The organism is Nostoc sp. FACHB-888, from assembly GCF_014696655.1.
Taxonomy (GTDB): Bacteria; Cyanobacteriota; Cyanobacteriia; order Cyanobacteriales; family Nostocaceae; genus Nostoc.
The window spans coordinates 38,381-60,923 of the sequence record NZ_JACJQM010000038.1; the positions used below are offsets into that span (position 1 = coordinate 38,381).

The following is a 22,543-nucleotide window of genomic DNA, read 5'->3' on the forward strand; positions in this document are numbered from 1 at the left end:
GGTTGCTTATGCCTTTTCCTAGATCCAGTGGTATTTTGCTGCATCCTACTTCCTTTCCCAGCCGATTTGGCGTTGGAGATTTAGGCTTAGAAGCCTATCGCTTCATCGATTTTCTTAAAGATACCCATCAACAATATTGGCAAGTTTTACCTTTGGGCCCCACTGGATACGGTAATTCCCCCTATATGTGCTACTCAGCAATGGCAGGAAATCCCCTGCTGATTAGCCCAGAAAAACTGCGAGATGAGGGTTTGCTATCTGAAGAAGACTTTGCTAATTTACCAGGATTTCCGGTAGAAAAGGTAGATTTCGAGCAAGTTGCGCCGATTAAGATTGGGCTGCTAAAAAAAGCCTGTGAAAAGTTTAAAGTCAATGCTACGGACATCCAAAAAAACGAGTTTGCTGTTTTTTGTGAGAGTAAAGCCTATTGGCTAGATAATTACGCCTTATTTATGGCGTTGAAAGATACCCACGAGAATGCAAGCTGGCACACATGGGAACCAGAATTTGTCAAGCGTAAACCCGAAGCTTTAGCTGAAGTCGAAGATCGGCTCAATGGAGATATTTTTTATTACAAGTTCGTCCAATTTGAGTTTTTCCGGCAGTGGTCAGACCTGAAAAGCTACGCTAATATACGTGGTATAGATATTATCGGCGATATCCCCATCTACGTATCTCACGATAGTGCCGACGTGTGGGCACATCCCGACATCTTTTGCTTAGACGAAGATACAGGAGTTGCTGCCCAAATGGCAGGAGTTCCACCAGATTACTTCAGCTCCACCGGTCAATTGTGGGGCAACCCGGTTTATAACTGGGAGGAATTACAAAAACAAGACTTTAAATGGTGGGTGCAGCGCTTTGAAGCAATGCTGGATTATGTAGATATAATTCGCATTGACCATTTCCGGGGCTTCGAGGCTTATTGGTCAGTAGCCAAAGGCGAAGAAACTGCCATAAATGGCAAATGGGTGGAAGCGCCTGGAGATGCTTTTTTTGAAGTGATTAGGCAAAAGTTGGGCAAGCTACCTGTCTTAGCAGAAGATTTGGGAGTAATTACACCAGAGGTAGAAGCACTGCGAGACAAGTATGAATTTCCTGGGATGAAGGTTTTGCAGTTTGCCTTTGGTTCTGATCCCGGTAATCCATTTTTACCCTTTAATTACCCGCGAAATGCTGTAGTTTATACCGGGACTCACGATAACGACACAACTGTAGGCTGGTTTAATTCAGCTAGCGACTACGAAAAGCAAAATCTGTTGCTTTATTTAGGTTGTATTAGTCCTGAAGGCATCCATTGGGATTTAATTCGCCTAGCTTTGAGTTCCATAGCCAACCAAGCAATTATTCCCTTGCAAGATATTTTGGGATTAGGAAACGAAGCGCGGATGAATTTTCCTAGTATTGCTGAGGGTAACTGGGGGTGGCGCTATCAAGCAGAAGCGTTGACACAAGAATTAGGCGATCGCTTAAAAGTTCTTACCAGACTAAATGGACGCGCCCCGCAAGGGCAGTGAGGAGCGGGAGAGGCAGGGAGCAGGGGGCGAAGAGGAGAATAAAATTACCTCCTTCCCCTCCGCTCCCTGCTCCCTACCCCTCTGCCTCTTGTGCCCCATATTTCAAAACTTGGGTTTTGCCGCAATCCTAACTTCTTCCTCTTTCCCTGGTTCTCCCATTTCCTTGGCTTTTTCCTGATTGACGCTCATTAAAACACCACCAGCATTATCAGTTTTCACTGTGAGTTGCTCTTGAGCTTTCCAAATTCGGTGAGTTCCCTCCGGGAGAGTACCCTCAAACTCGGTTTTGCCATCGGCTACTACCCGAATCCAAGATGATGCTTTTAAAGTGACACCAATCTGTACAACCTGTCCCTGTTGTTCGCCGCTAAGGGTGTCGCTGACAGGTTGAACTTTTAATGAATCTTTTAGTTGGGCTACTTCTGGTTTAACACCGGACTTACGTTTTATGTATGGCTGATTTTGGCTATTACTTGCTTGTAGTACCGCACTATTTAATAACTGAGATAAGCCATTTACAGAGCATACAATTAGCAATATGTAAAGAAAATAAAGGTGAATCGGACGTAGTTGATCAAGGGGTGAAGTATTCCCCATGCCTTGACGGTTCACTTGTGCAGAACTGATTGGAAAAGTGCCAGAAAATTCTACTCCATTCAAGCCTAGTGCATCGGCAAATTGCCTAATTAAACCCTGTATATAGACTGGTTCTGGCAGATCGTTTAAATTACCTTCTTCGATCGCCTGTAACAATCGCTGGGGAATTCTAGTTAATGCAACCATTTGCTCTAGAGATAATCCCTGTTCTTGACGCAATGCCCAAAGTTGAGCGCCCATTTCTGCCAACTTTTCGGCTCGTTGTTGCTCTAATGAAATTGATGGCTGGTGATTATTCTTCTTTCTTAGCCATTTCATGCCTACTGACACTCCTTAACTCCACTGAATCAATAATTAGGTTGCGTTATCTGCTCTTGCAAAAAGCGAATCTCATGATCTTTGAGGTAACGATATTTACCCTCTTCCAAAAAAGGTTCTTTTGGAGTTTGTAATTGAATTGAACCGATAGCAGTCCGATGCAGCTTGATTACTGGGTATCCTAACTGTTGAGCTATCCGGCGAATTTGGCGATTTCTTCCCTCCTGCAACACTATTTCTAAAAAGCTTTGCTCGGCACGATGTTCTATTAGCTGTACCTTAGCGGCCCTGGTTTTTCTACCGTCCAACATCACACCCTGACGCCACATTTGCAGTACTGATTCTGAAGGGTGTCCTTCTACCAAAACACGATATGTCTTGGAAATACTGTGACGGGGATGGGTTAGTCCAAATGTCAGATTTCCGTCATTAGTCAGGATTAATGCTCCTGTAGAGTCTGCATCTAAACGCCCAACTGGGTGAATACCTGAACCCTCGCGTAATTGTTTCGGTAGTAGATCCAGGACTGTTGGTCTGCGGTGAGGGTCGTAGCAAGTCGAAACCACACCTGCTGGTTTGTGTAGCAATAAATATATTAAAGCCGGACGCTGCTTTTTAGATACAGGCTTACCATCAATTGCGATCGCATCTTTTTGGGGATCAACCTTTTGACCTAAATGTGCCAATACTCCATTGATTCGCACCCGTGAGTGCCTAATCATTTCTTCGGCTTCACGGCGTGAGGCAATACCCCATTGAGCAAGAATTTTTTGTAATCGTTCCTCCATCTGGAATTACTTATTTACTGTTAACAATTAAATGATATTTGCATTTTGTAGCGACTAGGCATAAATGTTACATTTAAGACTTGTTTGATTTATCAATAGAAGGCAGGAGGCAGTGACCCTCTGCCACCTTCAATACTCATAAACAAATTCGTTAGATGCCAGAGCAAAATCCCCAAACAACAAATGCAAATAAAAGCCGCATAATTACGCAGGTACTCACAACAGCCCTAAAGCTCTGGCTGAGAGCGCAAGTAAGCCAAATATCTGAATTAGAAGTGGAGATTAAAGCGAGTGATCGCCAAATTCTTTCTGGGCGTATCCCGTCGGTATCTATTTTTGCTACTCATGCAGTTTATCAAGGTCTCTTGATTACAAAAATTCAGTTAATTGCAGAAAATATTCGCATAAACATTGGCTCGGTACTCAGGGGTAAACCCTTAAGACTGTTAGAAACAGTACCCGTGGTTGGCAATTTGATCGTAGATGAGAAGGATCTTAATGCTTCTCTCTCATCTGACTTATTATCGAATGCTTTGAGCGATTTGCTGATTAAGGTTTTACCAACATATTGCCCAAATTCACAACCAATTAATTGGCAAGAAATTATCCTTGATTACAATCAAATTATACTGCGAGGTATGAGAGTAACCAATAATAAAACAACTCCTTTGGAGATTTGTCTAAGCTCACAGTTACTCAGTGGGCATGAGTTGCAACTAGCACATATAAAAATCAAGCCCGACCAGGAGAATATATTAGAGGACAATCATCAGTACAATCTGGATCTTGGCTCAGATGTCGATATCCAAGAACTAACGCTGATCCCAGGTAAGCTAGTGTGTCGTGGGCGGATTAACGTTAATCCTTAATGACGACAAATCAAAAATTCAGAAATTGCTAAGAGCCAAATACCTGTGGCCAAGTTGTCACAACGAAAACTACAACTGCGGCGATCGCTAACAACCCTTGAATCAAATTTCCAACCAAAGAGCCGACTACAATTCCTATACCCGCTTTAACCGCCAACCCGAATTCACGCCGATAAAGATACTCACCAATAATTGCTCCTACAAGCGGGCCTAATAAAATTCCTAACAGTGGGCCACCAAAAGGCAAGGTTGGCAATAATCCCAAAAAGCCCACTACCAAACCGACAATTGCGCCAATTTGCCCCCACTTACTAGCTCCGGCTTGTTTTGCTCCCACATAGCTAGCTAAAAAATCCACTGCGACACTGAGCAGTAAAACTATAATTGTCACAATTAATGGAATCTTGATAGCTGCAAAAGAACTACTAACGATTCCCCAGGCGATAATTGCAATTAAAATTAAGCTACTACCAGGAATAGCTGGAACTACAGCACCAATGATACCCACAAACATTACAGCAAGTAATAGCCAATAAATAATTTGCATAGATAGAATTGTAAATTTCTAAATTTCCGAGTCAGTTAGTAGTATAGATTCACATCTGTGCATAAGTGTCAACTGCCTTTAAGCTGACATCAATAACATCTGTGCGCCCCTACTGCATATTGTATCTGGCAGAGATGACGACAAATACTTAGATTTGAAGCTGAACCAAATATGATTTTCTAGTTCAATCTGGTAAAATCTCTCTGCGATCGCTCTTGGCTCGTCTTGGTAACTGTGGGGACTAATTCAAAAAACTGAACAGCAAGCGCCTTACCGAAACCCCTAACCATAGGCGTAATGAAAACACAAGCCATTCATACTGATACCAATTTTAAAAATGATTGCGACGAATGGATCGCCAAAAAGAAAGCTTATTGATTAACTATTTCACAATCAAAAATCTAAAATTCAAAATCCAAAATGGTATGAGTAAGTGAACTTCCTAAACACTTCAAGATAAAGCTCAAAACCTATGACGAGAAAAATTTTAACTGGATTGAATTCAGCAGCCTACGAACACCCTTTTGATCGCAAAGCCTTAGCTTCTTTGCAAAATATGCCCGGCGTTTCTCTACTACTCAAAAAAATTAACGAATACGGCATCGAGCGCCTACTCAGGCTGCAAAGCCTTGGTAGTGAAATCAGAATTTCATCCCGTAATTTTCCCCAATTGCATCAGGCATTTGTAGAAACCTGTCAAATTCTTGATGTTGCTCCACTTCCTGAATTGTATCTGTTTCGGGGTACAGGTCATATTGAAACCTACATTGTTGGCGTAGAAAAACCCGTGGTGGGTATAAATTTAGATGCAATGGAGTGGCTTGGTGCAGATGAGTTGCTTTACGTTTTTGGGCAGGAAATCGATCGCATCAAGAGTCAGCAGATGGTTTATCACCAAATGGCAGTTGTAATGCCAACTTTGAAAAATTTGTTAAACAGTACCACACTGGGGGTTGGTGGCTTGGTAGCTAGTGGTATGGAACGGGCTTTGTATAATTGGCGGATGATGGCTAGGTTCACTGCTGATCGAGCTGCAATGCTTGCTTGCCAGGATATTGACGTAGCAACCACTACACTAATGAAACTCGCGGGTTTGCCAGATGAGTACTTGACTACTGCTGTAATCGAAGATTTCCTTGCCCAAGCCCGTGAGTTTGCATCCAATAACTTTGATAGTGCTGATCAGCTAATCAAAATATTAAGCCATACAGAACCCGGACTTTCTTGGGTGGTTATGCGGGCTGGCGAGTTATTGAAATGGGTTGATTCAGGAGAATATGAGAATGTAATCCAACAGAAAAACTTAGAGACACCGGAAGAAGCTCAAGAAAAAGAAGGAACAACTGAGGAAGAAAAAGAAGGGTGGAATTTTTTAACTTCTTGGTGACCAAAGAGGCAGGGGAGCAGGGAGCAGGGAGCAGGGAGCAGGGAGCAGGGAGCAGGGAGCAGGGAGCAGGGAGCAGGGGAGAAAAATTCGCTCATTTCCCCTGCCATCCGGGTTTCAGAGCAACTAAATTTATTTATGCCCAAAAGTAAAAATATTTATTTCGATAGCGCAGCGTATACCCTTCTCTACGAGAGGCTGCGCCAACGGGATGCTTCGCTTAGAGCGAGTCAGACGCTCCTGCCGTCGCTACCGCTACGCTATCGAGCGTCGACGACGCGTAACGCGTTCGCATGATTGCGTCTCGTAGATAGAAATAATGCGTCCTCAGTTCAGCAGCCCTACATTTATGTATGGGGTTCTCCCCCTGCCCCCCGCCCCCTGCTCCTTGTCCTCTTCTTTGACTGAACCTGACTTCTAAAATTACCTAAAAACCTAAGTATTAAGAGTAACAGCTAATTTATCAGCAATTCCAGCAATCCAGTTTTCATCTTGTTTGGTGTAGCTACGAGGAGCATTCGCCCCTAAAATTAGCGCACCTTGGTTGCCAATAGGTTGACAAATTACACCTTGAGTATTTTCTGGTAAATAATCAAATTCAAGTCTACCTGGATATATTTTTAGAGCAACTAAATAAATCGGTTTTTGTTTTTCGAGTACCTGTTTTAAGATTACTCCTGGTACAACCTCAGATTTAGTACCCAAAATACCGCGACGCAACAAAACTTTACCTTGATAAAAAACCACTAGCGATCGCGTTACTGTATTAGTCAACAATAAATGAGATGCCCAGGCTAGCTCTGTTTTCACGGCTTCAGGTAAATCTGCTGCTAGTACAAAACCTTCTTCTCCAACTAGTTCTACAGTATCAGGCGATCGCGGCTGAACTTGCTGCCAAATTAAACCCGTCAAAATTAACACCGCACTCAAAATCACACTCAGCACATCAACACGCGATTGAGACTGGGTTAATTCCGGTGTTAATAAACGGTTAATCAGCAAAAGTACAGCGCCTAGCCCACCCACGACAATGGGTAGACGCCGCAAAACTCGATTAGGATCAGTCATTAGTCATTCATTTAGTCATTAGTCACTCGGAATAGGGAATAGGAAATAGGGCATTGGGCATTGATTATTTGCCTAGTCTCCCTCATCCTCCCCTGCCCCCTGCCCCCTGCCTCATCTCCTTACTCCTCCCCTGGTTCAATAATTCGCTGGAAAAGATAACCAGTACCTCGTGCTGTAAGAATCAATTCTGGGTTGCTAGGATCATCTTCTAACTTTGCCCGCAAACGAGATATATGCACATCCACAACGCGGGTATCAACATGGCGTTCTGGTGTATAACCCCAAACCTCCTGCAAAATTTCCGAACGAGAAAAAGGTTCTCCAGAGCGACTAACTACCAACTCTAACAAGCTGAACTCCATACCAGTCAATCGAATCCGCTCATCACCTTTGTAGACTTGTCGCTTATTCGTATCGATTTTAATGTTAGCGACATGGATTACCCCAGAACTGGGAATGCCAGATCCACCGGTTTTGTCTACCCGCCGCAACACCGAGCGAATTCGAGCTTCTAGCTCTTTGGGGGAAAATGGTTTAACTACATAGTCATCAGCACCCAATTCTAGACCGGTGATGCGATCGGCTACATCCCCCAAGGCTGTTAGCATAATAATGGGGACATCTGATTCTTTTCGTAATTCTTGACATACACCATAACCGTCTAGCTTTGGCATCATTACATCCAAAACTACGAGGTCAGGATCAGTTTTGCGAAAAATATCTAATGCTTCTTCCCCGTCGCCAGCCGTCACTACATCGTAGCCAATCATGGAAAGGCGCGTTTCCAAAATCCGGCGAATGCTGGCTTCGTCGTCTACCACCAAGATTTTTTCTTTATGGCTTTCCAAGTTTTTCAATGCTCCTTCACTAAAAATTTACATGATTAATTTTTAATACCATAATATTAAGATATCATTCCATCAATTCATTTGGAAAAAGCTCTAAATACTACTATTATTAGATTTTAGTTTTTTTCAAGAATTAAGTAAATATTAAGATTATTTAATAAGATTTAATAATGGCAAAGCCAAAAACCTTTTTCGTTTGTAACGAATGTGGAACAGAATCGCCCCAGTGGTTTGGTAAGTGTCCGGGTTGCGGTACTTACAACTCTCTAGAAGAACAAATTTCTATTCAATCCTCAGTAGATGTACCCACCCGTGGGGGAGTGGGTAGTTGGCAATCAACTCCAAACAATGGCAAATCTCATGCTAAACCAGCTAAAGCACGATCCTCGTTAACATTTGATCAAATTACTGATCGCCAAATCGCCCGATGGGAGTCTGGTTATGAAGAATTAGATCGGGTGCTTGGAGGTGGGGTTGTCCCAGGTTCTATGGTCTTGATTGGTGGTGACCCGGGTATTGGGAAATCAACTTTATTGTTGCAAGTATCAAATCAATTAGCACAGAAATATCGCATTCTTTACGTAACTGGTGAAGAATCAGGACAGCAGGTAAAATTACGAGCTTCTCGTTTGGGAGTATCAAAAAGCGTAAATCTGGTTAATGAGGAGAAGGTAAAAGTAGTAGATACGACCGTAGTAGTAGATGCTACACTTCCTATAGACCCTGACAGCATAGGTGCAGATTTATATGTACTGCCAGAAACAGATTTAGAAGAAATTTTACGAGAAATAGACTCTCTAAAGCCAAACGTGGCGGTGATTGATAGTATCCAAACGGTGTTTTTTCCGGCGCTGACTTCTGCACCAGGTTCAGTGGCTCAGGTACGGGAGTGTACAGCAGCATTGATGAAAGTGGCGAAGCACGAAGATGTCACTATGCTCATTGTGGGGCACGTTACCAAAGAAGGAGCGATCGCAGGGCCAAAAGTCTTAGAACATTTAGTGGATACGGTATTGTACTTTGAAGGCGATCGCTTTGCCTCCCATCGATTATTACGGACAGTCAAAAACCGTTTTGGCGCAACTCACGAAATCGGCATCTTTGAAATGGTGGCAGATGGGCTGCGAGAAGTCTCCAATCCCTCAGAGCTATTTTTAGGCAACCGTGACGATCCCGCTCCTGGTACTGCCATTGTCGTGGCTTGCGAAGGTACTCGCCCGATAGTTGTTGAGTTGCAAGCTCTTGTAAGTCCTACCAGCTACCCTTCACCCCGTCGTGCTGGTACTGGCGTAGATTATAACCGCTTAGTGCAAATTCTCGCCGTTTTAGAAAAACGGGTGGGAATCCCCATGTCAAAATTAGATTCCTACGTTGCTTCTGCGGGTGGGTTGAACGTAGAAGAACCTGCGGTAGATTTAGGAATTGCGATCGCAATCGTTGCCAGTTTCCGCGATCGCATAGTTGATCCGGGTACAGTATTAATCGGTGAAGTTGGGTTAGGTGGACAAGTGCGATCGGTTTCCCAAATGGAACTGCGGTTGAAAGAAGCTGCTAAGTTGGGATTTAAAAGAGCGATCGTGCCGAAAGGGACAAAATTCCCAGACTTAAATATTGAAATATTGCCAGTATCTAAAGTAATAGATGCGATTATCGCCGCCATCCCCCATCAGGAACTGACAGCCGACGATTTAGAACCCGATGAAGATGATTAACTCATAGCCCTTTTTTAAAAGCCGTTGGGGGAGCTAAAACAGTCAAACATTAGGGTAAAATCCGCGACTTTAACACCACACCAAAGGCCAACCCACGATGACAGCCCTCACTCAAGACTACCAAATCACTTGGGAAAAACTACCCGATGATTACAAACTGCCAAATGATCCAGTGGACAACATCAACCAACCAGCCTTGGCTAATGCACTCACAGAAAGCCTACAATTAGCCGGAAAAGTTTCAGCTAACACCCTAATAACAAGCAATTACGGTATTTGTGCCACTCTCAACAACAGAATGGTTATTAAAGCCCCTGATTGGGCTTTTATTCCCAAAATTAACGTTAATAGGGAAGAAGTAATACGTAGTTATACCCCTCAATTACAGGGTGACATTCCCGTAATTGTAATGGAATTTGTTTCCGATACAGAGGAGACAGAGTATTCTGTCAAAGCGACATATCCCCCAGGAAAATGGTTTTTCTACGAGCGTATCCTAAAAGTACCAAACTACATCATCTTTGAACCAGATAACGGCAGTATCGAGATGTATCAGTTACACACCACAGAACAGTACATTTTGCAAGAGCCTGATGAAAATCAACGTTACTGGATAGCGGACATAAATCTTTACCTTGGAGTGTGGCAGGGTACACGTGAAAACCGCACAGGTAAATGGTTGCGGTGGTGGGATGAACAAGGAAACCTACTGCTTTGGGGTGGAGAATTAGCCGAACAAGAACGACAACGCGCTGAACAAGAACACCAACGCGCCGAACGACTAGCAGCACAATTGCGAACGGCAGGAATTGAACCAGAGGTGTGATATCATGTCCGCTTAAAGATTTATCATGAAGACCACAGAGAGCAGGCAGAAAAAGGACTTTCTGGTTTTTGCACAGATGTTGGAATCTTCGCTATCCGTTTTTTTGGTCAGAATACCCAATTGAATTCTGACTCCTGACTCCTGCCTTAATCAATATCCTCATTCCATAAAATATTAAGCGATCGCTTCTACTAGTTTGCCTTTGTCATGACAAATCGTAGGCGATCGCTTAATTCAAAACTCTTGCAAATACTTGGCAAAAGTCTAACGCCGAGTATTAATGGAACACACTTGAGAAGATATTATTAAGCTTTCTCATTGAAATGTCAAGATTTTATGAATTACTGCTCCAAAGTTTGCCATTAGATATCGTAATTTCCCTTAAATTCTCAGGCTGTGCTGATACACTCTTGCCACCAAAATGCTTATCCATCAACGCCGGGACAAGTCCTGCTTGAATTCGACTATGACGCGTTTTATCTGGCATAACTAGGTTTGGCCCAGCTTTACAATTCTTCATACAACCAGTGCCCTTGATTGTAACTTGGTCTTCTAAACCGCGATCGCTTAAAGCCGCCTCCAACGCCTGACAAAGTGCTTTACCACCGCGTTTCATGCAATCAGACTTTTGGCACACTAAAATCGTAGCTTTAGTTTTAGCTGGTTTTACCTTGACATTATCAATAGATGGGGGTTCTTGCACTGGGGTGGCCGTCTGAATCACCATCTCAGAACGCGCCGCCATCACACGTTCAGCCTTCAGTGTAACTTTGTCTTTTTTTATATCGTATTCTTTATAACCAACAACTTGCAGCCAAGTACCTGGCGGTAAGCGCAAGTCAAAAGCAGCCCGTAAATGTTTAGCTAATTTAATATAAGACTCACCCTCATGAGTCCCCAGCATTAAGCCTTTAAGCTTATAGCCATCTTTAATAACAAAATCTATAAATCTGCCCTCAAGGCAAAACTGCGATACTTCCGTACTGTGAGATGCACCCATTTTTTGACCTCCTTTTAACTAAGTACAAACTATCAAGCGAGATATTCTCAGCAACAGCTAAAAATTAGAACTGTTCATCGCGATTTTTCCAACAGCACTCAAGAGTCCAAATCTGGTCTTGACGGGAGGCTGTTAATCGCCGTATCACACTCCAAAGTTGAACAGCTGTCATAGGAGAGCCAATTTCAACTTTCAATGGCTGGTTAGCCGCACAACTACAGGGAATGTCTAACTCCTTTAGGCGTTGATAGACTTGCCAGCGGTCTGTCCAATTCACCTCTACAAGGTGGTTGCTTTTTATTTCTGAACTAAACGATTTCAAGCGAATTGTCCTCAAAGTGCAACAAACTTGCAGTAATTACCGCGATTTAACTCCCTGGCTTTTGAAAGTCTTAGGAGTTAGCCTCTTAAAACCAGCATACCTTAAGTGCAAACAATTCTCAGTAACTTTGGAAAAAAAATAAAATTTTTGTAGCTATCCCATATTGAGAGGGGAACAAAAAGGACAAAGTAAAAATTTCTCTCCCTGTCTCTGTTGAGAAATATGCACATTTAAGCTCTGATGTCAACATTAATGAGAAATTTATGCAATTTCATGGCACACCCATCAAGTTGCAAATAATAAACTTGATATTTTTAGTAAGCAAAAATACAAAATATTGACATGGCGGATTGGCTTGCTCTTATTATTAAAATGTTAATATGTTAAGAATAAGCAGTTAAAATCTATAACTGTTAAAAAGAGAGGAACGCAATGTCTGAAACGCAAACTTTGTTACGGAATTTTGGTAATGTATATGACAACCCTGTGTTGTTGGATCACAGCGTAACTGCTCCAGTGACAGAAGGATTTAACGTTGTATTAGCTAGTTTCCAGGCACTATACTTGCAGTACCAAAAGCATCATTTTGTAGTTGAAGGCTCAGAATTCTACTCTCTGCATGAGTTTTTTAACGAAAGCTACAACCAAGTACAAGACCACGTTCATGAAATTGGAGAACGTTTGGATGGACTGGGTGGTGTGCCAGTAGCGACCTTCAGCAAGTTAGCAGAATTAACCTGTTTTGAGCAAGAATCCGAAGGTGTATATTCCTCTCGCCAAATGGTGGAAAATGACCTAGCTGCCGAACAAGCAATTATTGGCGTAATTCGTCGTCAAGCTGCTCAGGCAGAGAGTTTAGGCGACCGGGGTACACGCTATCTGTACGAAAAGATTTTGTTGAAAACTGAGGAACGTGCATATCATTTATCTCACTTCCTCGCTAAAGACAGCTTAACTTTAGGGTTTGTCCAAGCTGCTCAAAGCTAAAACTCTCATAATCTAGATTTGTCTACCTAGACTGAAAGAAAAAGTTAGCAGCACTAACTCTTAAAATATTATAAAAAATGGCAGAGGATGATATGCGTATCTCTCTGCCATTTTTAATTTAAGTAAACATATTTACATAATATTTAACGTTGAAAATATTTGGCAATAAGCTAATTAAGATAGATTCTTAGATAAAAATCTATCGTGTGCTAAATAAGCAGACAGATATAGTCCAAAATAAATCATCATTTGTTGTAAGCTGTCATCAGCTTAAATAGTAAAAATTTGCAAAAGCTTTATAAATTTGAGTATCACAATTAAATAAAATTAGAAATACAAAATAGTCAACGGTAGTTAAGAGTTAAAAATTATTATTCTTTTCCTGCTCCCCCTACTCTTTACTCCCCTTTGCCATCAAACCTAGAAAACTTAATAATAAAAAGCACGACAGGGTGTAAAGACCCTTAAAATAATCAAGATTTGTATTCTCGTACTCCAAGGCAACTACTATGCCCCGCCGTGATGACCTCCGGAAGATTCTACTGTTAGGCTCTGGCCCAATTGTGATCGGACAAGCCTCTGAGTTTGACTACTCTGGCACTCAAGCCTGCAAAGCGCTGCGAGAAGAAGGCTATGAAGTGGTTTTGGTCAACTCCAACCCTGCAACGATTATGACCGACCCGGAAACGGCTGATCGCACTTACATTGAGCCGTTAACTCCGGAATTGGTCGAAAAAGTAATTGAAAAGGAACGCCCTGATGCTCTCCTACCAACGATGGGAGGACAAACCGCCCTCAACATTGCCGTTACTTTAGCCAAAAATGGGGTGTTGGAAAAGTACGGCGTTGAATTAATCGGCGCTAAACTCCCAGCCATTGAAAAAGCCGAAGATCGAAAACTTTTTGGTGAAGCAATGGCAAGGATAGGAGTAGCTGTGTGTCCCAGTGGCACAGCCGAATCTTTAGAAGAAGCCAAAGCTGTTGCCCGCCAAATTGGTACTTATCCCCTAATTATTCGTCCAGCTTTCACAATGGGTGGAAGTGGCGGCGGTATTGCCTACAACCAAGAAGAATTTGAAGAAATGGCACAGGTGGGTATAGATGCCAGCCCCGTTTCGCAAATTCTCATTGACCAGTCTTTACTCGGCTGGAAAGAATATGAACTCGAAGTGATGCGTGACTTGGCAGATAACGTGGTGATTATCTGCTCCATCGAAAACCTTGACCCTATGGGCATCCACACCGGAGACTCAATTACGGTCGCTCCCGCGCAAACGCTTACTGATAAAGAATATCAAAGGCTGCGGGATATGGCAATCAAAATCATCCGCGAGATCGGTGTAGAAACTGGCGGTTCTAATATCCAGTTTGCTGTCAATCCGGTTAATGGAGATGTGGTTGTAATTGAGATGAACCCCCGCGTTTCCCGTAGTTCGGCTTTGTCTTCCAAAGCTACGGGTTTCCCTATCGCCAAAATGGCAGCAAAATTGGCTGTGGGCTACACCTTGGATGAAATTAAAAATGACATCACCAAGAAAACTCCCGCGTCCTTTGAGCCGACAATTGACTATGTAGTGACAAAAATTCCTCGCTTCGCCTTTGAGAAGTTTCCTGGTTCCGACCCAGTGCTAACAACTCAAATGAAGTCCGTCGGGGAAGCAATGGCAATTGGGCGCACATTCAACGAATCCTTCCAAAAGGCGTTGCGATCGCTCGAAACCGGACGCGCTGGTTGGGGTTGCGACAAAGCCGAAAAATTACCCAGTGGTGAACAAATCCGCGCCCAACTGCGGACACCTAACCCTGATCGCATTTTCTCCGTGCGCCATGCCTTGCAACTAGGGATTAGTGCTGAGGAAATCTATGAACTGACTGGTATTGACCCGTGGTTTCTAGATAAATTTCAGCAACTATTAGATGTTGAGAAATTCCTGAAGCGGACACCTTTGCAGCAATTGACAAAAGAGCAATTTTATGAAGTGAAGCGGGACGGATATAGCGATCGCCAAATTGCTTATGCCACCAAAACTACCGAAGATGAAGTTCGTGCTTACCGCAAGTCACTAGGGATTATCCCAGTTTATAAAACCGTAGATACCTGCGCTGCTGAGTTTGAAGCGTTTACCCCCTACTACTATTCTACCTACGAAGAAGAAACAGAGGTAATGCCCGCAACCAAGCCAAAAGTATTGATTTTGGGTGGTGGTCCCAACCGCATTGGACAGGGAATTGAGTTTGATTATTGTTGTTGTCACGCCGCTTATGCTTTGAAGAAAGCGGGGTATGAGACGATTATGGTCAACTCTAACCCAGAGACAGTTTCGACAGACTACGATACCAGCGATCGCCTTTACTTTGAGCCTTTAACAAAAGAAGATGTTATTAACATCATCGAAACTGAAAATCCAGTGGGTGTAATAATTCAGTTTGGCGGACAAACACCGCTAAAGTTGGCTATCCCGTTACAAGAGTTTCTCAGCAATGATACATCGGGACTCCTGACCAAAATTTGGGGTACATCGCCAGATTCCATCGACATGGCAGAAAACCGAGAGCGGTTTGAAAAGATTCTTCAACAGTTGAATATCTCCCAACCGCCTAATGGTGTTGCGCGGAGTTACGAAGATGCGCTGATTGTCGCCAAACGCATTGGCTATCCGGTGGTAGTGCGTCCCAGCTATGTGTTGGGGGGACGGGCGATGGAAATCGTTTATTCCGATGCTGAGTTGGAACGCTACATGACCTTTGCGGTACTAGTGGAACCAGAACATCCGATTTTGATTGATAAGTTTTTGGAAAACGCAATTGAAGTTGATGTAGATGCGATCGCCGATCATACCGGACGGGTAGTGATTGGCGGCATCATGGAACACATCGAGCAAGCGGGGATTCACTCAGGAGATTCCGCTTGTTCCTTACCTTCCATTTCCCTATCACCAGCAGTTCTCAATCAAATTCGCACATGGACAGTGCAGCTAGCGCAAGCGCTGTCAGTCGTGGGGTTGATGAATATTCAATTTGCCGTTGTCGGCGCAAGCAGTTATTCTCCCCAAGTTTACATTCTAGAAGCCAACCCCCGTGCCTCGCGTACAGTGCCTTTTGTTTCTAAAGCAACTGGCGTACAGTTAGCGAAACTAGCATCCTTAATTATGTCAGGTAAAACCTTAGAGGAGCTAGGCTTCACCGAGGAAGTCATTCCCAAACATATTGCTGTAAAAGAAGCTGTATTACCCTTTAATAAATTCTCTGGAACTGATACAATATTGGGCCCAGAAATGCGCTCTACTGGTGAGGTGATGGGGATTGACAGTGACTTTGGCCGGGCCTTTGCCAAAGCAGAAATGGGTGCTGGGGAGCGTTTACCACTGAGTGGAACTGTATTTGTATCAATGAGCGATCGCGATAAAGCTGCCGCCGGTTCTGTGGTGAAGGAGTTTATCGATTTGGGCTTTACAGTGATGGCTACCCTTGGTACACGCCGAGTTCTTCTCGAACAGGGGTTAGATATTGAATTAGTGTTAAAACTCCATGAAGGCCGTCCCCACGTGCTAGATGCAATCAAAAATCAGAAAATCCAACTTATTATCAACACACCTTCAGGGGAAGAAGCCCATACTGATGCTAGGTTAATCCGCCGCACAGCTTTAGGTTACAAAATTCCCATCATTACCACCATCGCCGGCGCGAAAGCTACCGTCGCCGCCATCCGTTCTTTACAAAATACGACTTTAGACGTAAAAACCATTCAAGAGTACTGTCCGATGGCGAAGGAGTAGGGACTGGGCACTGGGGAGTAGGGAAGGCAGGGGAAGTAGGGAGAGATGAGGGAAATGAGGGAGATGAGGGGGACAATAGCTGAGAACTTGAAACAAGTCTTTCCCCTTGTCCCTAATTCTCCTTGTCCCCAAGTCCTCTTGCCCATGCCCAATGCCCCATTCCTAGCAAAAATTAAGTAATTGTTATAAGAGAATGACTATAGTTCTCATTAGAGATATTTTAACAAATATGAGGAAGCTTATGTTAACCAGATAATTTCTTAAATTGGCTTCTAGTCAGCCTTAAGAGAGAGGGCGATATTCCATGAACTGGAACAACCAGAAAATTTAATGTCGCTATATAGCCAAAAGATTCTCATAAATGTTACAATTGTTAATAAGGTTCCAATAAAAGAATGTTTAAGAAGCTACCTTTTATCTAACTGTAGATACTTGTGAAAAATAGAAAATAGCTGTAACTTTTAGCAGTTAAGAAGCCTAAATTTGATTATTATGAGCAGCCGAGATTCTCGGGCGCGTAAGTTGTAAACCATAGCACAGGTTCCCAGTCTGACTGGGTAGCACCCTAACAAAGCATCTATCCTTTAATGACCCTACCGCCAAACCCATCATTACCAAAGAGTAGCGCCATGAAGACCGCTCAGACAGCCACAGACCTCGTGCGGACTTACCTGCGTGAGATTGGCCGTGTGCCACTCTTAACCCACGAGGAAGAGATTTTCTATGGTAAACAAGTGCAACGTTCTTGTACTTTGCACGAATCAAGAGAATCTCTTGCCATGCAGTTAGATCGTCAACCGACTCTCGAAGAGTGGGCTGAAGCGACAAAGTTAGAACCAGCAGAGTTGAACGAAGCGATCGCTGATGGTGAGATTGCCAAGCGTAAGATGGTAGAAGCCAATTTGCGGCTGGTAGTTTCCGTTGCCAAAAAATACATAAAGCGCAACGTCGATTTACTGGACTTGATCCAAGAAGGTAGTATTGGTATGCAACGGGGCGTAGAAAAGTTTGACCCTACCAAAGGGTATAGATTTTCTACCTATGCCTATTGGTGGATTCGGCAAGCTATTACTCGTGCTATAGCGGAAAAAGCCCGCACTATTCGGCTGCCCATACATATCACTGAAAAATTAAATAAAATTAAAAAGGCACAGCGCCAATTGTCTCAAAAGTTGGGACGTGCCCCTACAGCTGGTGAGCTAGCTGAAGAATTAGAATTAACCCCCAAACAGGTGCGAGAGTATCTAGAAAAGGCGCGTTTGCCCCTTTCCTTAGATTTGCGGCTAGGTGATAATTACGACACCGAACTCGGAGAAATGCTGGAAGATCCAGGAGCATCTCCAGAAGAGTTTGTGATGCAATCTTCCTTATCTTATGACCTAGATCGCCTGATGGGTGATCTCACGCCACAACAGAAAGAAGTGATCACGCTGCGCTTTGGCTTAACTGATGGGCAAGCTCTGACGCTGGCTAGAATTGGTGAAATTCTGAACATTAGCCGAGAACGAGTCCGGCAAATTGAGCGGGAAGCCTTAACCAAACTTCGCAAGTCTAAAGCCAACATGGGTGAATATTTGGCAAGTTAGGGGAAAGTTGGGAGTTAGAAGTTAAGAGTTAGGAGTTAGGAGTGAGGAGTTTTTAATTAACTTTTCACTCCTTATTTTATTCATTGGGGTGAGAAAATACGCTGACTTTGGTACGGTTACGCCTACTTACACTCCTAAGCTAGGCTGTTACATTAGTTGACAGGAAGACAAAAGAGCTAGCTAAGTCAAATCCAAAATAGACATTTAATATTCAAATCACAAGCGCCGCAGCTAGCAGTGGTAGTTAAGGAGCTAAAAAATGAATAACCAATCCAATCATGTCTCAGAATTTTTCAATAGTGAATCAGAAACTAGCGATTTACTATGGCAGTACGTTAAATCCTTGAGTCCAGAAACAGTTACCCAACTATCTAAACCTGCGTCTGCCGAAGTCTTTCAAGTCATGGAACGGAATATTACAGGACTATTGGGTAATCTACCTTCAGAACACTTTGGCGTTACTGTTACCACCAGTCGAGAAAGTCTGGGTCGGCTTCTCGCTTCTGCTATGATTAGTGGTTATTTCTTGCGTAACGCTGAACAGAGAATGGATTTTGAAATGGCTCTCCAAGGATCTGAAGCCGCCAGCAGCGATATTGACTAGAAATGTAAAATTTAGGGAATTAAATATTTTTCTTGGGCTAATAGGTAGTCACAGTCACCGTGATAGTAATTAAGCATAAACCTCTGCGGAATCCTCGCCCCTAGTTTCCAACGATCACCTCGACTTCGCTCAGGGTAAAGACTGAACAAAGCCGAAGGGTCAAATATCAGCTAAATTTTTTAAAATATCCAAAACAGTGATGAATTGAGGTTAAAATTAGAACTCAGCAGAGTTAGTCTGCCGAGTTTTTTTATGAATTTATGAGTGAAACCAGTTATTTTCCGCCCCATAAAATTATTGGTGTTGCAGTAATTTGGAACGACCAAAAGCAAATTTTAATTGATCGTCGTCGTCCAGAAGGAGCAATGGGTGGTTTGTGGGAATTTCCTGGTGGGAAAATTGAGCCTGGTGAAACTATGCAAGAGTGTATTCAACGGGAAATTTCGGAAGAATTGGGAATAGTAATTGAAGTGAGAGAGCATCTAATTACTATTGACCACACATATACAGACTTGCGCGTTACGCTCACAGTACATCACTGCCACCATGTTAGAGGTGTTCCCCAACCTTTGGAATCTGATGAAATTCGCTGGGTAACCTTGGAAGAACTGGAGCAGTTTAATTTTCCTAAAGCAAATATTCAAATTATTGCTGCTTTAAAGGCGACTGGGAATTAGGGAGTGGGGAGTGGGGGAGGCAGCAGAATAAGAACTAAGCTGTTAAGCATACAAGTAAGCAAGCATATAAGAAAGCACATTGAGATCGCAGGGGGGCAGGGAGCAAGGGAGAGGGTTTGCAGGTTTTATTACCATGAAAATGGTGCAATTTAAATGACGATTAGCTTACTGATTACTTAGCCATGCCCAATGCCCCATGCCCTATGCCCAATGCTCAATACCGTAACAATCTATTAATTGCATCAGGTTGAGTCCCGCAATTTTCTACAATAGGCCAAAGACTTTGATTAAAGGTGTCAATAATATAAATGCCTAAAACCGTTGCCGATGTAATGAGCCGCGATCCAATTGTCGTTCGGGCAGAAACTCCACTGAATGAAGCTATCCAAATTCTTGCAGAACGCCACATTAGTGGACTACCTGTTGTGGATGATGTCGGTAAATTGCTGGGCATTATCTCAGAAACCGATTTGATGTGGCAAGAAACTGGGGTTACTCCACCTGCATATATCATGTTTCTTGATAGCGTTATCTATTTAAAAAATCCTGCTACATACGAACGTGACTTGCACAAGGCACTAGGGCAAACCGTTGGGGAGGTGATGAGTAAAAACCCGATCACTATTTCCCCAGATAAAACTTTAAGGGAAGCCGCTACAATCATGCACGATCGCAGCGTTCACCGCTTGCCAGTACTTGACAGCACGGATCAAGTAATTGGTATCCTGACTCGTGGTGATATTATTCGGGCAATGGCAGCAAGTCAAGATTAGTAAGTTGTCATTAGTCATTGGTCATTAGTCAAGAGTTGTATGACACTTGGCTGTTGTGTTGACTTTTGACTCTTTTTTTACACCTTTGAAAATCAAGGATAACTAAATGAGTATTACTTCGGAGTCTGTTAAGCAATTGCTAAGTTCTGAGAATTTAGGCGATCGCTTACGTGCAGTAAATCAAATCCGCCAATTAGAACCTGCGATCGGCTTTGAATTAATTCAAAGTGCTATTGGCGATAGCAATTCCCGTGTCCGTTACTCGGCGGTGAGCCAAATGGATACACTTGGAACACAAGATTTACAGTTATCCTTGAATATCTTGCGCGATCGCTTACTTCATGACTCCGAAGTAGATGTACAAGCAGCAGCAGCAGATTGCTTAGGCGCTCTGAAGTTACATGAAGCTTTTGAAGACTTGGAACACCTTTACCATACAACTACTGAATGGCTAATCCAATTCAGTATCATCGCCACATTAGGAGAGTTAGGCGATCCACGAGCCTTTGAACTACTCAAAGAGGCACTCTCATCAGAGAACGAATTAGTCCAAACTGCTGCTATTAGTTCTTTGGGTGACTTGGGAGATTTACAAGCAGTTCCTCTGTTGGCTCCCTATGCTACCAATCCAGATTGGCAAATTCGTTATAGAGTTGTACAAGCTTTGGCTCGTTTGGGTGGTGCGGAAGCCAAATCTATATTAGAAACTTTGGTTGATGATGAAGTAGAAGCGATCGCAACTGAAGCGAAACAATCTTTGCAGTCAGTCTGAGTTCGTCTTTCTAGGAATAGTTAACCTGATTTTTCCACAGAATTACCGAAACTGGAAAAGTCGTTTTCAATAAAGTTATTTCTTGGAAATAATTAAAGGTTCGCAGTAATCCTAAATTACTACGAACCCAAAACCTATAACACTTCATTGAAAACCGATATAATTGGATAGATTTTGTACAGGGTGGTAGTCTTTACAATTGTTCTACCACCTTTTTTCTCAGCAATTTATCTGCTGGATATTTTTCATTAATTAGCCAGAGTTTTGCGACGGCGAGACATAGCCATGACTGCACCTACTGCACCCAAGCCTAGTAATGTAGTCGGTTCAGGAACTGATTGAGCATTTACGATAAAAGTATAGAAACCAGGGCTGTAAGGAATATTCTGCTTTTGTGCGTTAATAGTTCCATTGCCTATAGCGTTTACGCCATTGTAAAAAGTTCCTGAAATTGAAAAGGTATCTATGCTTGTGGTAGTCACCCCAGTAGAAGAGTCCAGATCTCTTCTTCTAGTAATGTTACCTATATTAGTCGCCTTAAACTTAATTTGGTTAACGCTATTACTAAAAGTAAAGAATGGGTCGGTTATTGAAGCTAATACTGCTTTATATGAAGCTGATGTGTTTCCAGAGGTAGTGGATATGTCATTAAGTTTTTCTAAGAGGAGGCTGTAAGGGTTACCGCTACCTACGGTAACACTAGTAGTATTATCAAATATACCACTGTCGTCTAAAACAAAGAGAGCAGGATTAGTGAACTTGAGTTTTTCACTATTTGGGTTATCTACTAATTCGTTCTCAAAATTCAAAAGCCCGGTGAAAGAGGCACTTCCAATAATAGCTGCTTGAGCTGAACCAGCAGAGGCAAACATTCCAGAAGTAGCTAATGGGATTGCAAAAGTAGCTGCTAGAGTAGCATTTATTAATTTAGATTTTAAACTAATCATTGTTGTTTGAGGCTCCTAGTAATAACTTTAAATCAGAGCAATTGCTTTACTTTTAATCTCAGTAATTTATTTAAAATACTGTCAGTGAAAGCGAAAGTTGCGTGATGTATTTCTTATCTCCATAAAATCACATAGATTTAGAGCCTGCAATATTTACTGAGTGGTCTTCATTACATCTTTAATGACTTAGCCATCTTCATAAAATTTTAATTACTTGTATAACTTGTCTTCGTATATTTTTCATTCCATAGTGTTGAAATTGTTCGTAATAGCTTTGAATCTAATCAGATTTACTTCAGTTTTTTTACTAACCACAGAGGCGCAGAGAACACAGAGAGAAAGAAGAAATAAATCAAAAATTAAGAACCCCACCCCGCCAAAGCTACGCTTTGTCTCCCCTCCCCGCAAGCGAGGAGAGGTTGGGTATGGGGTGTTAGGGACTGTTGCAAGAGGTCTTTAAGTTTAAGAGGCTGTTTGAAAAGTCAAAGAAATGGTAAAAAAGCTCTCTCAGTATACGCTGTGAATATATAGTAGACAGCACTGAGAGAGCAACATGAGTAAAGCATACCCCAGCAATCTGACCCGTGCTCAATATGAATTTCTGAGTGACATGATTCCAGAACCA

Annotated in this window: 20 protein-coding genes; 12 read left to right on the forward strand and 8 right to left on the reverse strand. The window is 42.6% G+C overall.

All coding sequences use genetic code 11. The annotated features are described in order from the left end of the window. Positions 1–8: 8 nt before the first annotated feature. Positions 9–1,517 carry a 4-alpha-glucanotransferase gene (malQ, locus tag H6G26_RS22005; protein ID WP_190731281.1) on the forward strand — a complete coding sequence of 503 codons (1,509 nt, stop codon included), beginning with the start codon at positions 9–11 and terminating at the stop codon, positions 1,515–1,517. Between the two features lie 102 nt (positions 1,518–1,619). Here malQ and H6G26_RS22010 read toward each other — a convergent pair whose 3' ends face one another. Together H6G26_RS22010 and H6G26_RS22015 are read right to left on the reverse strand one after the other, a co-directional pair. Beyond that, positions 1,620–2,432 (reverse strand): RodZ domain-containing protein, encoded by an 813-nt coding sequence (locus H6G26_RS22010; RefSeq protein ID WP_190731282.1) that lies wholly within the window; start codon positions 2,430–2,432, stop codon positions 1,620–1,622. Between the two features lie 29 nt (positions 2,433–2,461). Then, positions 2,462–3,220 carry a pseudouridine synthase gene (locus tag H6G26_RS22015; protein WP_190731283.1) on the reverse strand — a complete coding sequence of 253 codons (759 nt, stop codon included), beginning with the start codon at positions 3,218–3,220 and terminating at the stop codon, positions 2,462–2,464. A gap of 155 nt (positions 3,221–3,375) precedes the next feature. On the opposite strand from H6G26_RS22015, the gene H6G26_RS22020 reads away from it, so the two are divergent. Continuing rightward, on the forward strand, positions 3,376–4,089 hold the full coding sequence (locus H6G26_RS22020) for a DUF2993 domain-containing protein (RefSeq protein WP_190731284.1): 714 nt from the start codon (positions 3,376–3,378) through the stop codon (positions 4,087–4,089). A gap of 28 nt (positions 4,090–4,117) precedes the next feature. Here H6G26_RS22020 and H6G26_RS22025 read toward each other — a convergent pair whose 3' ends face one another. Further along, the gene (locus H6G26_RS22025; RefSeq protein ID WP_190731285.1) at positions 4,118–4,636 is read right to left on the reverse strand and encodes a DUF456 family protein; all 519 of its coding nucleotides are present in this window, start codon (positions 4,634–4,636) and stop codon (positions 4,118–4,120) included. Between the two features lie 472 nt (positions 4,637–5,108). Here H6G26_RS22025 and H6G26_RS22030 point away from each other — a divergent pair, with 472 nt between their 5' ends. Further along, positions 5,109–6,023, forward strand: a complete 915-nt coding sequence (locus H6G26_RS22030; protein ID WP_190731286.1) for a M48 family metallopeptidase — start codon at positions 5,109–5,111, stop codon at positions 6,021–6,023. Positions 6,024–6,455: 432 nt separating this feature from the next. Here the strand turns inward: H6G26_RS22030 and H6G26_RS22035 are convergent, their stop codons facing one another. Continuing rightward, entirely contained in the window at positions 6,456–7,088 is a 633-nt protein-coding gene (locus H6G26_RS22035; RefSeq protein ID WP_190731287.1) for a cofactor assembly of complex C subunit B, read from the reverse strand. Positions 7,089–7,207: 119 nt separating this feature from the next. Beyond that, positions 7,208–7,936 (reverse strand): response regulator transcription factor RpaB, encoded by a 729-nt coding sequence (rpaB, locus tag H6G26_RS22040; protein ID WP_190731301.1) that lies wholly within the window; start codon positions 7,934–7,936, stop codon positions 7,208–7,210. Positions 7,937–8,106: 170 nt separating this feature from the next. Between rpaB and radA the strand changes: the two genes are divergently transcribed. Both radA and H6G26_RS22050 read left to right on the forward strand, forming a co-directional pair. Further along, positions 8,107–9,648 carry a DNA repair protein RadA gene (gene radA / locus H6G26_RS22045; protein ID WP_190731288.1) on the forward strand — a complete coding sequence of 514 codons (1,542 nt, stop codon included), beginning with the start codon at positions 8,107–8,109 and terminating at the stop codon, positions 9,646–9,648. A gap of 97 nt (positions 9,649–9,745) precedes the next feature. Continuing rightward, positions 9,746–10,474, forward strand: a complete 729-nt coding sequence (locus H6G26_RS22050; protein ID WP_190731289.1) for a Uma2 family endonuclease — start codon at positions 9,746–9,748, stop codon at positions 10,472–10,474. A 334-nt stretch (positions 10,475–10,808) separates the two neighbouring features. Here H6G26_RS22050 and H6G26_RS22055 read toward each other — a convergent pair whose 3' ends face one another. Together H6G26_RS22055 and H6G26_RS22060 are read right to left on the reverse strand one after the other, a co-directional pair. Then, positions 10,809–11,474, reverse strand: coding sequence for a (2Fe-2S) ferredoxin domain-containing protein (locus H6G26_RS22055; protein ID WP_190731290.1), 666 nt, complete (start codon positions 11,472–11,474; stop codon positions 10,809–10,811). Between the two features lie 64 nt (positions 11,475–11,538). Next, positions 11,539–11,796: an Asr1405/Asl0597 family protein gene (locus tag H6G26_RS22060; protein ID WP_190731291.1), complete on the reverse strand. Its 258-nt coding sequence runs from the start codon at positions 11,794–11,796 to the stop codon at positions 11,539–11,541. A 432-nt stretch (positions 11,797–12,228) separates the two neighbouring features. Between H6G26_RS22060 and H6G26_RS22065 the strand changes: the two genes are divergently transcribed. The 7 genes from H6G26_RS22065 (at position 12,229) to nblB (ending at position 20,971) form a co-directional block, all read left to right on the forward strand. Then, positions 12,229–12,783, forward strand: coding sequence for a Dps family protein (locus tag H6G26_RS22065; RefSeq protein WP_100898647.1), 555 nt, complete (start codon positions 12,229–12,231; stop codon positions 12,781–12,783). A 509-nt stretch (positions 12,784–13,292) separates the two neighbouring features. Continuing rightward, positions 13,293–16,559 carry a carbamoyl-phosphate synthase large subunit gene (gene carB / locus H6G26_RS22070; RefSeq protein ID WP_190731292.1) on the forward strand — a complete coding sequence of 1,089 codons (3,267 nt, stop codon included), beginning with the start codon at positions 13,293–13,295 and terminating at the stop codon, positions 16,557–16,559. 629 nt (positions 16,560–17,188) lie between these two features. Continuing rightward, a complete protein-coding gene (locus tag H6G26_RS22075) occupies positions 17,189–18,145 on the forward strand; it encodes an RNA polymerase sigma factor, RpoD/SigA family (RefSeq protein ID WP_190731293.1) in 957 nt (318 codons plus the stop codon). A 259-nt stretch (positions 18,146–18,404) separates the two neighbouring features. Beyond that, positions 18,405–18,749 carry a DUF760 domain-containing protein gene (locus tag H6G26_RS22080; protein ID WP_190731294.1) on the forward strand — a complete coding sequence of 115 codons (345 nt, stop codon included), beginning with the start codon at positions 18,405–18,407 and terminating at the stop codon, positions 18,747–18,749. 260 nt (positions 18,750–19,009) lie between these two features. After that, complete coding sequence (mutT, locus tag H6G26_RS22085; RefSeq protein ID WP_190731295.1) at positions 19,010–19,426, forward strand: 8-oxo-dGTP diphosphatase MutT; 417 nt, start codon at positions 19,010–19,012, stop codon at positions 19,424–19,426. Between the two features lie 308 nt (positions 19,427–19,734). After that, entirely contained in the window at positions 19,735–20,199 is a 465-nt protein-coding gene (locus H6G26_RS22090; RefSeq protein ID WP_190731296.1) for a CBS domain-containing protein, read from the forward strand. 106 nt (positions 20,200–20,305) lie between these two features. Next, positions 20,306–20,971: a phycobilisome degradation protein NblB gene (gene nblB, locus H6G26_RS22095; RefSeq protein WP_190731297.1), complete on the forward strand. Its 666-nt coding sequence runs from the start codon at positions 20,306–20,308 to the stop codon at positions 20,969–20,971. 248 nt (positions 20,972–21,219) lie between these two features. Here nblB and H6G26_RS22100 read toward each other — a convergent pair whose 3' ends face one another. Beyond that, a complete protein-coding gene (locus H6G26_RS22100; protein ID WP_190731298.1) occupies positions 21,220–21,918 on the reverse strand; it encodes a PEP-CTERM sorting domain-containing protein in 699 nt (232 codons plus the stop codon). Positions 21,919–22,543 lie beyond the last annotated feature (625 nt).

Excerpts from the sequence above, each read along its gene's own strand:
- H6G26_RS22030 (WP_190731286.1), top strand. The coding sequence starts at position 5,109 with ATGACGAGAAAAATTTTAACTGGATTGAATTCAGCAGCCTACGAACAC.
- H6G26_RS22065 (WP_100898647.1), top strand. The coding sequence starts at position 12,229 with ATGTCTGAAACGCAAACTTTGTTACGGAATTTTGGTAATGTATATGAC.
- H6G26_RS22075 (WP_190731293.1), top strand. The coding sequence starts at position 17,189 with ATGAAGACCGCTCAGACAGCCACAGACCTCGTGCGGACTTACCTGCGT.
- H6G26_RS22080 (WP_190731294.1), top strand. The coding sequence starts at position 18,405 with ATGAATAACCAATCCAATCATGTCTCAGAATTTTTCAATAGTGAATCA.
- H6G26_RS22025 (WP_190731285.1), bottom strand. The coding sequence starts at position 4,636 with ATGCAAATTATTTATTGGCTATTACTTGCTGTAATGTTTGTGGGTATC.
- H6G26_RS22050 (WP_190731289.1), top strand. The coding sequence starts at position 9,746 with ATGACAGCCCTCACTCAAGACTACCAAATCACTTGGGAAAAACTACCC.
- H6G26_RS22015 (WP_190731283.1), bottom strand. The coding sequence starts at position 3,220 with ATGGAGGAACGATTACAAAAAATTCTTGCTCAATGGGGTATTGCCTCA.
- H6G26_RS22010 (WP_190731282.1), bottom strand. The coding sequence starts at position 2,432 with ATGAAATGGCTAAGAAAGAAGAATAATCACCAGCCATCAATTTCATTA.
- mutT (WP_190731295.1), top strand. The coding sequence starts at position 19,010 with ATGAGTGAAACCAGTTATTTTCCGCCCCATAAAATTATTGGTGTTGCA.
- H6G26_RS22020 (WP_190731284.1), top strand. The coding sequence starts at position 3,376 with ATGCCAGAGCAAAATCCCCAAACAACAAATGCAAATAAAAGCCGCATA.
- nblB (WP_190731297.1), top strand. The coding sequence starts at position 20,306 with ATGAGTATTACTTCGGAGTCTGTTAAGCAATTGCTAAGTTCTGAGAAT.
- radA (WP_190731288.1), top strand. The coding sequence starts at position 8,107 with ATGGCAAAGCCAAAAACCTTTTTCGTTTGTAACGAATGTGGAACAGAA.
- H6G26_RS22090 (WP_190731296.1), top strand. The coding sequence starts at position 19,735 with ATGCCTAAAACCGTTGCCGATGTAATGAGCCGCGATCCAATTGTCGTT.
- H6G26_RS22100 (WP_190731298.1), bottom strand. The coding sequence starts at position 21,918 with ATGATTAGTTTAAAATCTAAATTAATAAATGCTACTCTAGCAGCTACT.
- H6G26_RS22055 (WP_190731290.1), bottom strand. The coding sequence starts at position 11,474 with ATGGGTGCATCTCACAGTACGGAAGTATCGCAGTTTTGCCTTGAGGGC.
- H6G26_RS22035 (WP_190731287.1), bottom strand. The coding sequence starts at position 7,088 with ATGACTGATCCTAATCGAGTTTTGCGGCGTCTACCCATTGTCGTGGGT.
- carB (WP_190731292.1), top strand. The coding sequence starts at position 13,293 with ATGCCCCGCCGTGATGACCTCCGGAAGATTCTACTGTTAGGCTCTGGC.
- malQ (WP_190731281.1), top strand. The coding sequence starts at position 9 with ATGCCTTTTCCTAGATCCAGTGGTATTTTGCTGCATCCTACTTCCTTT.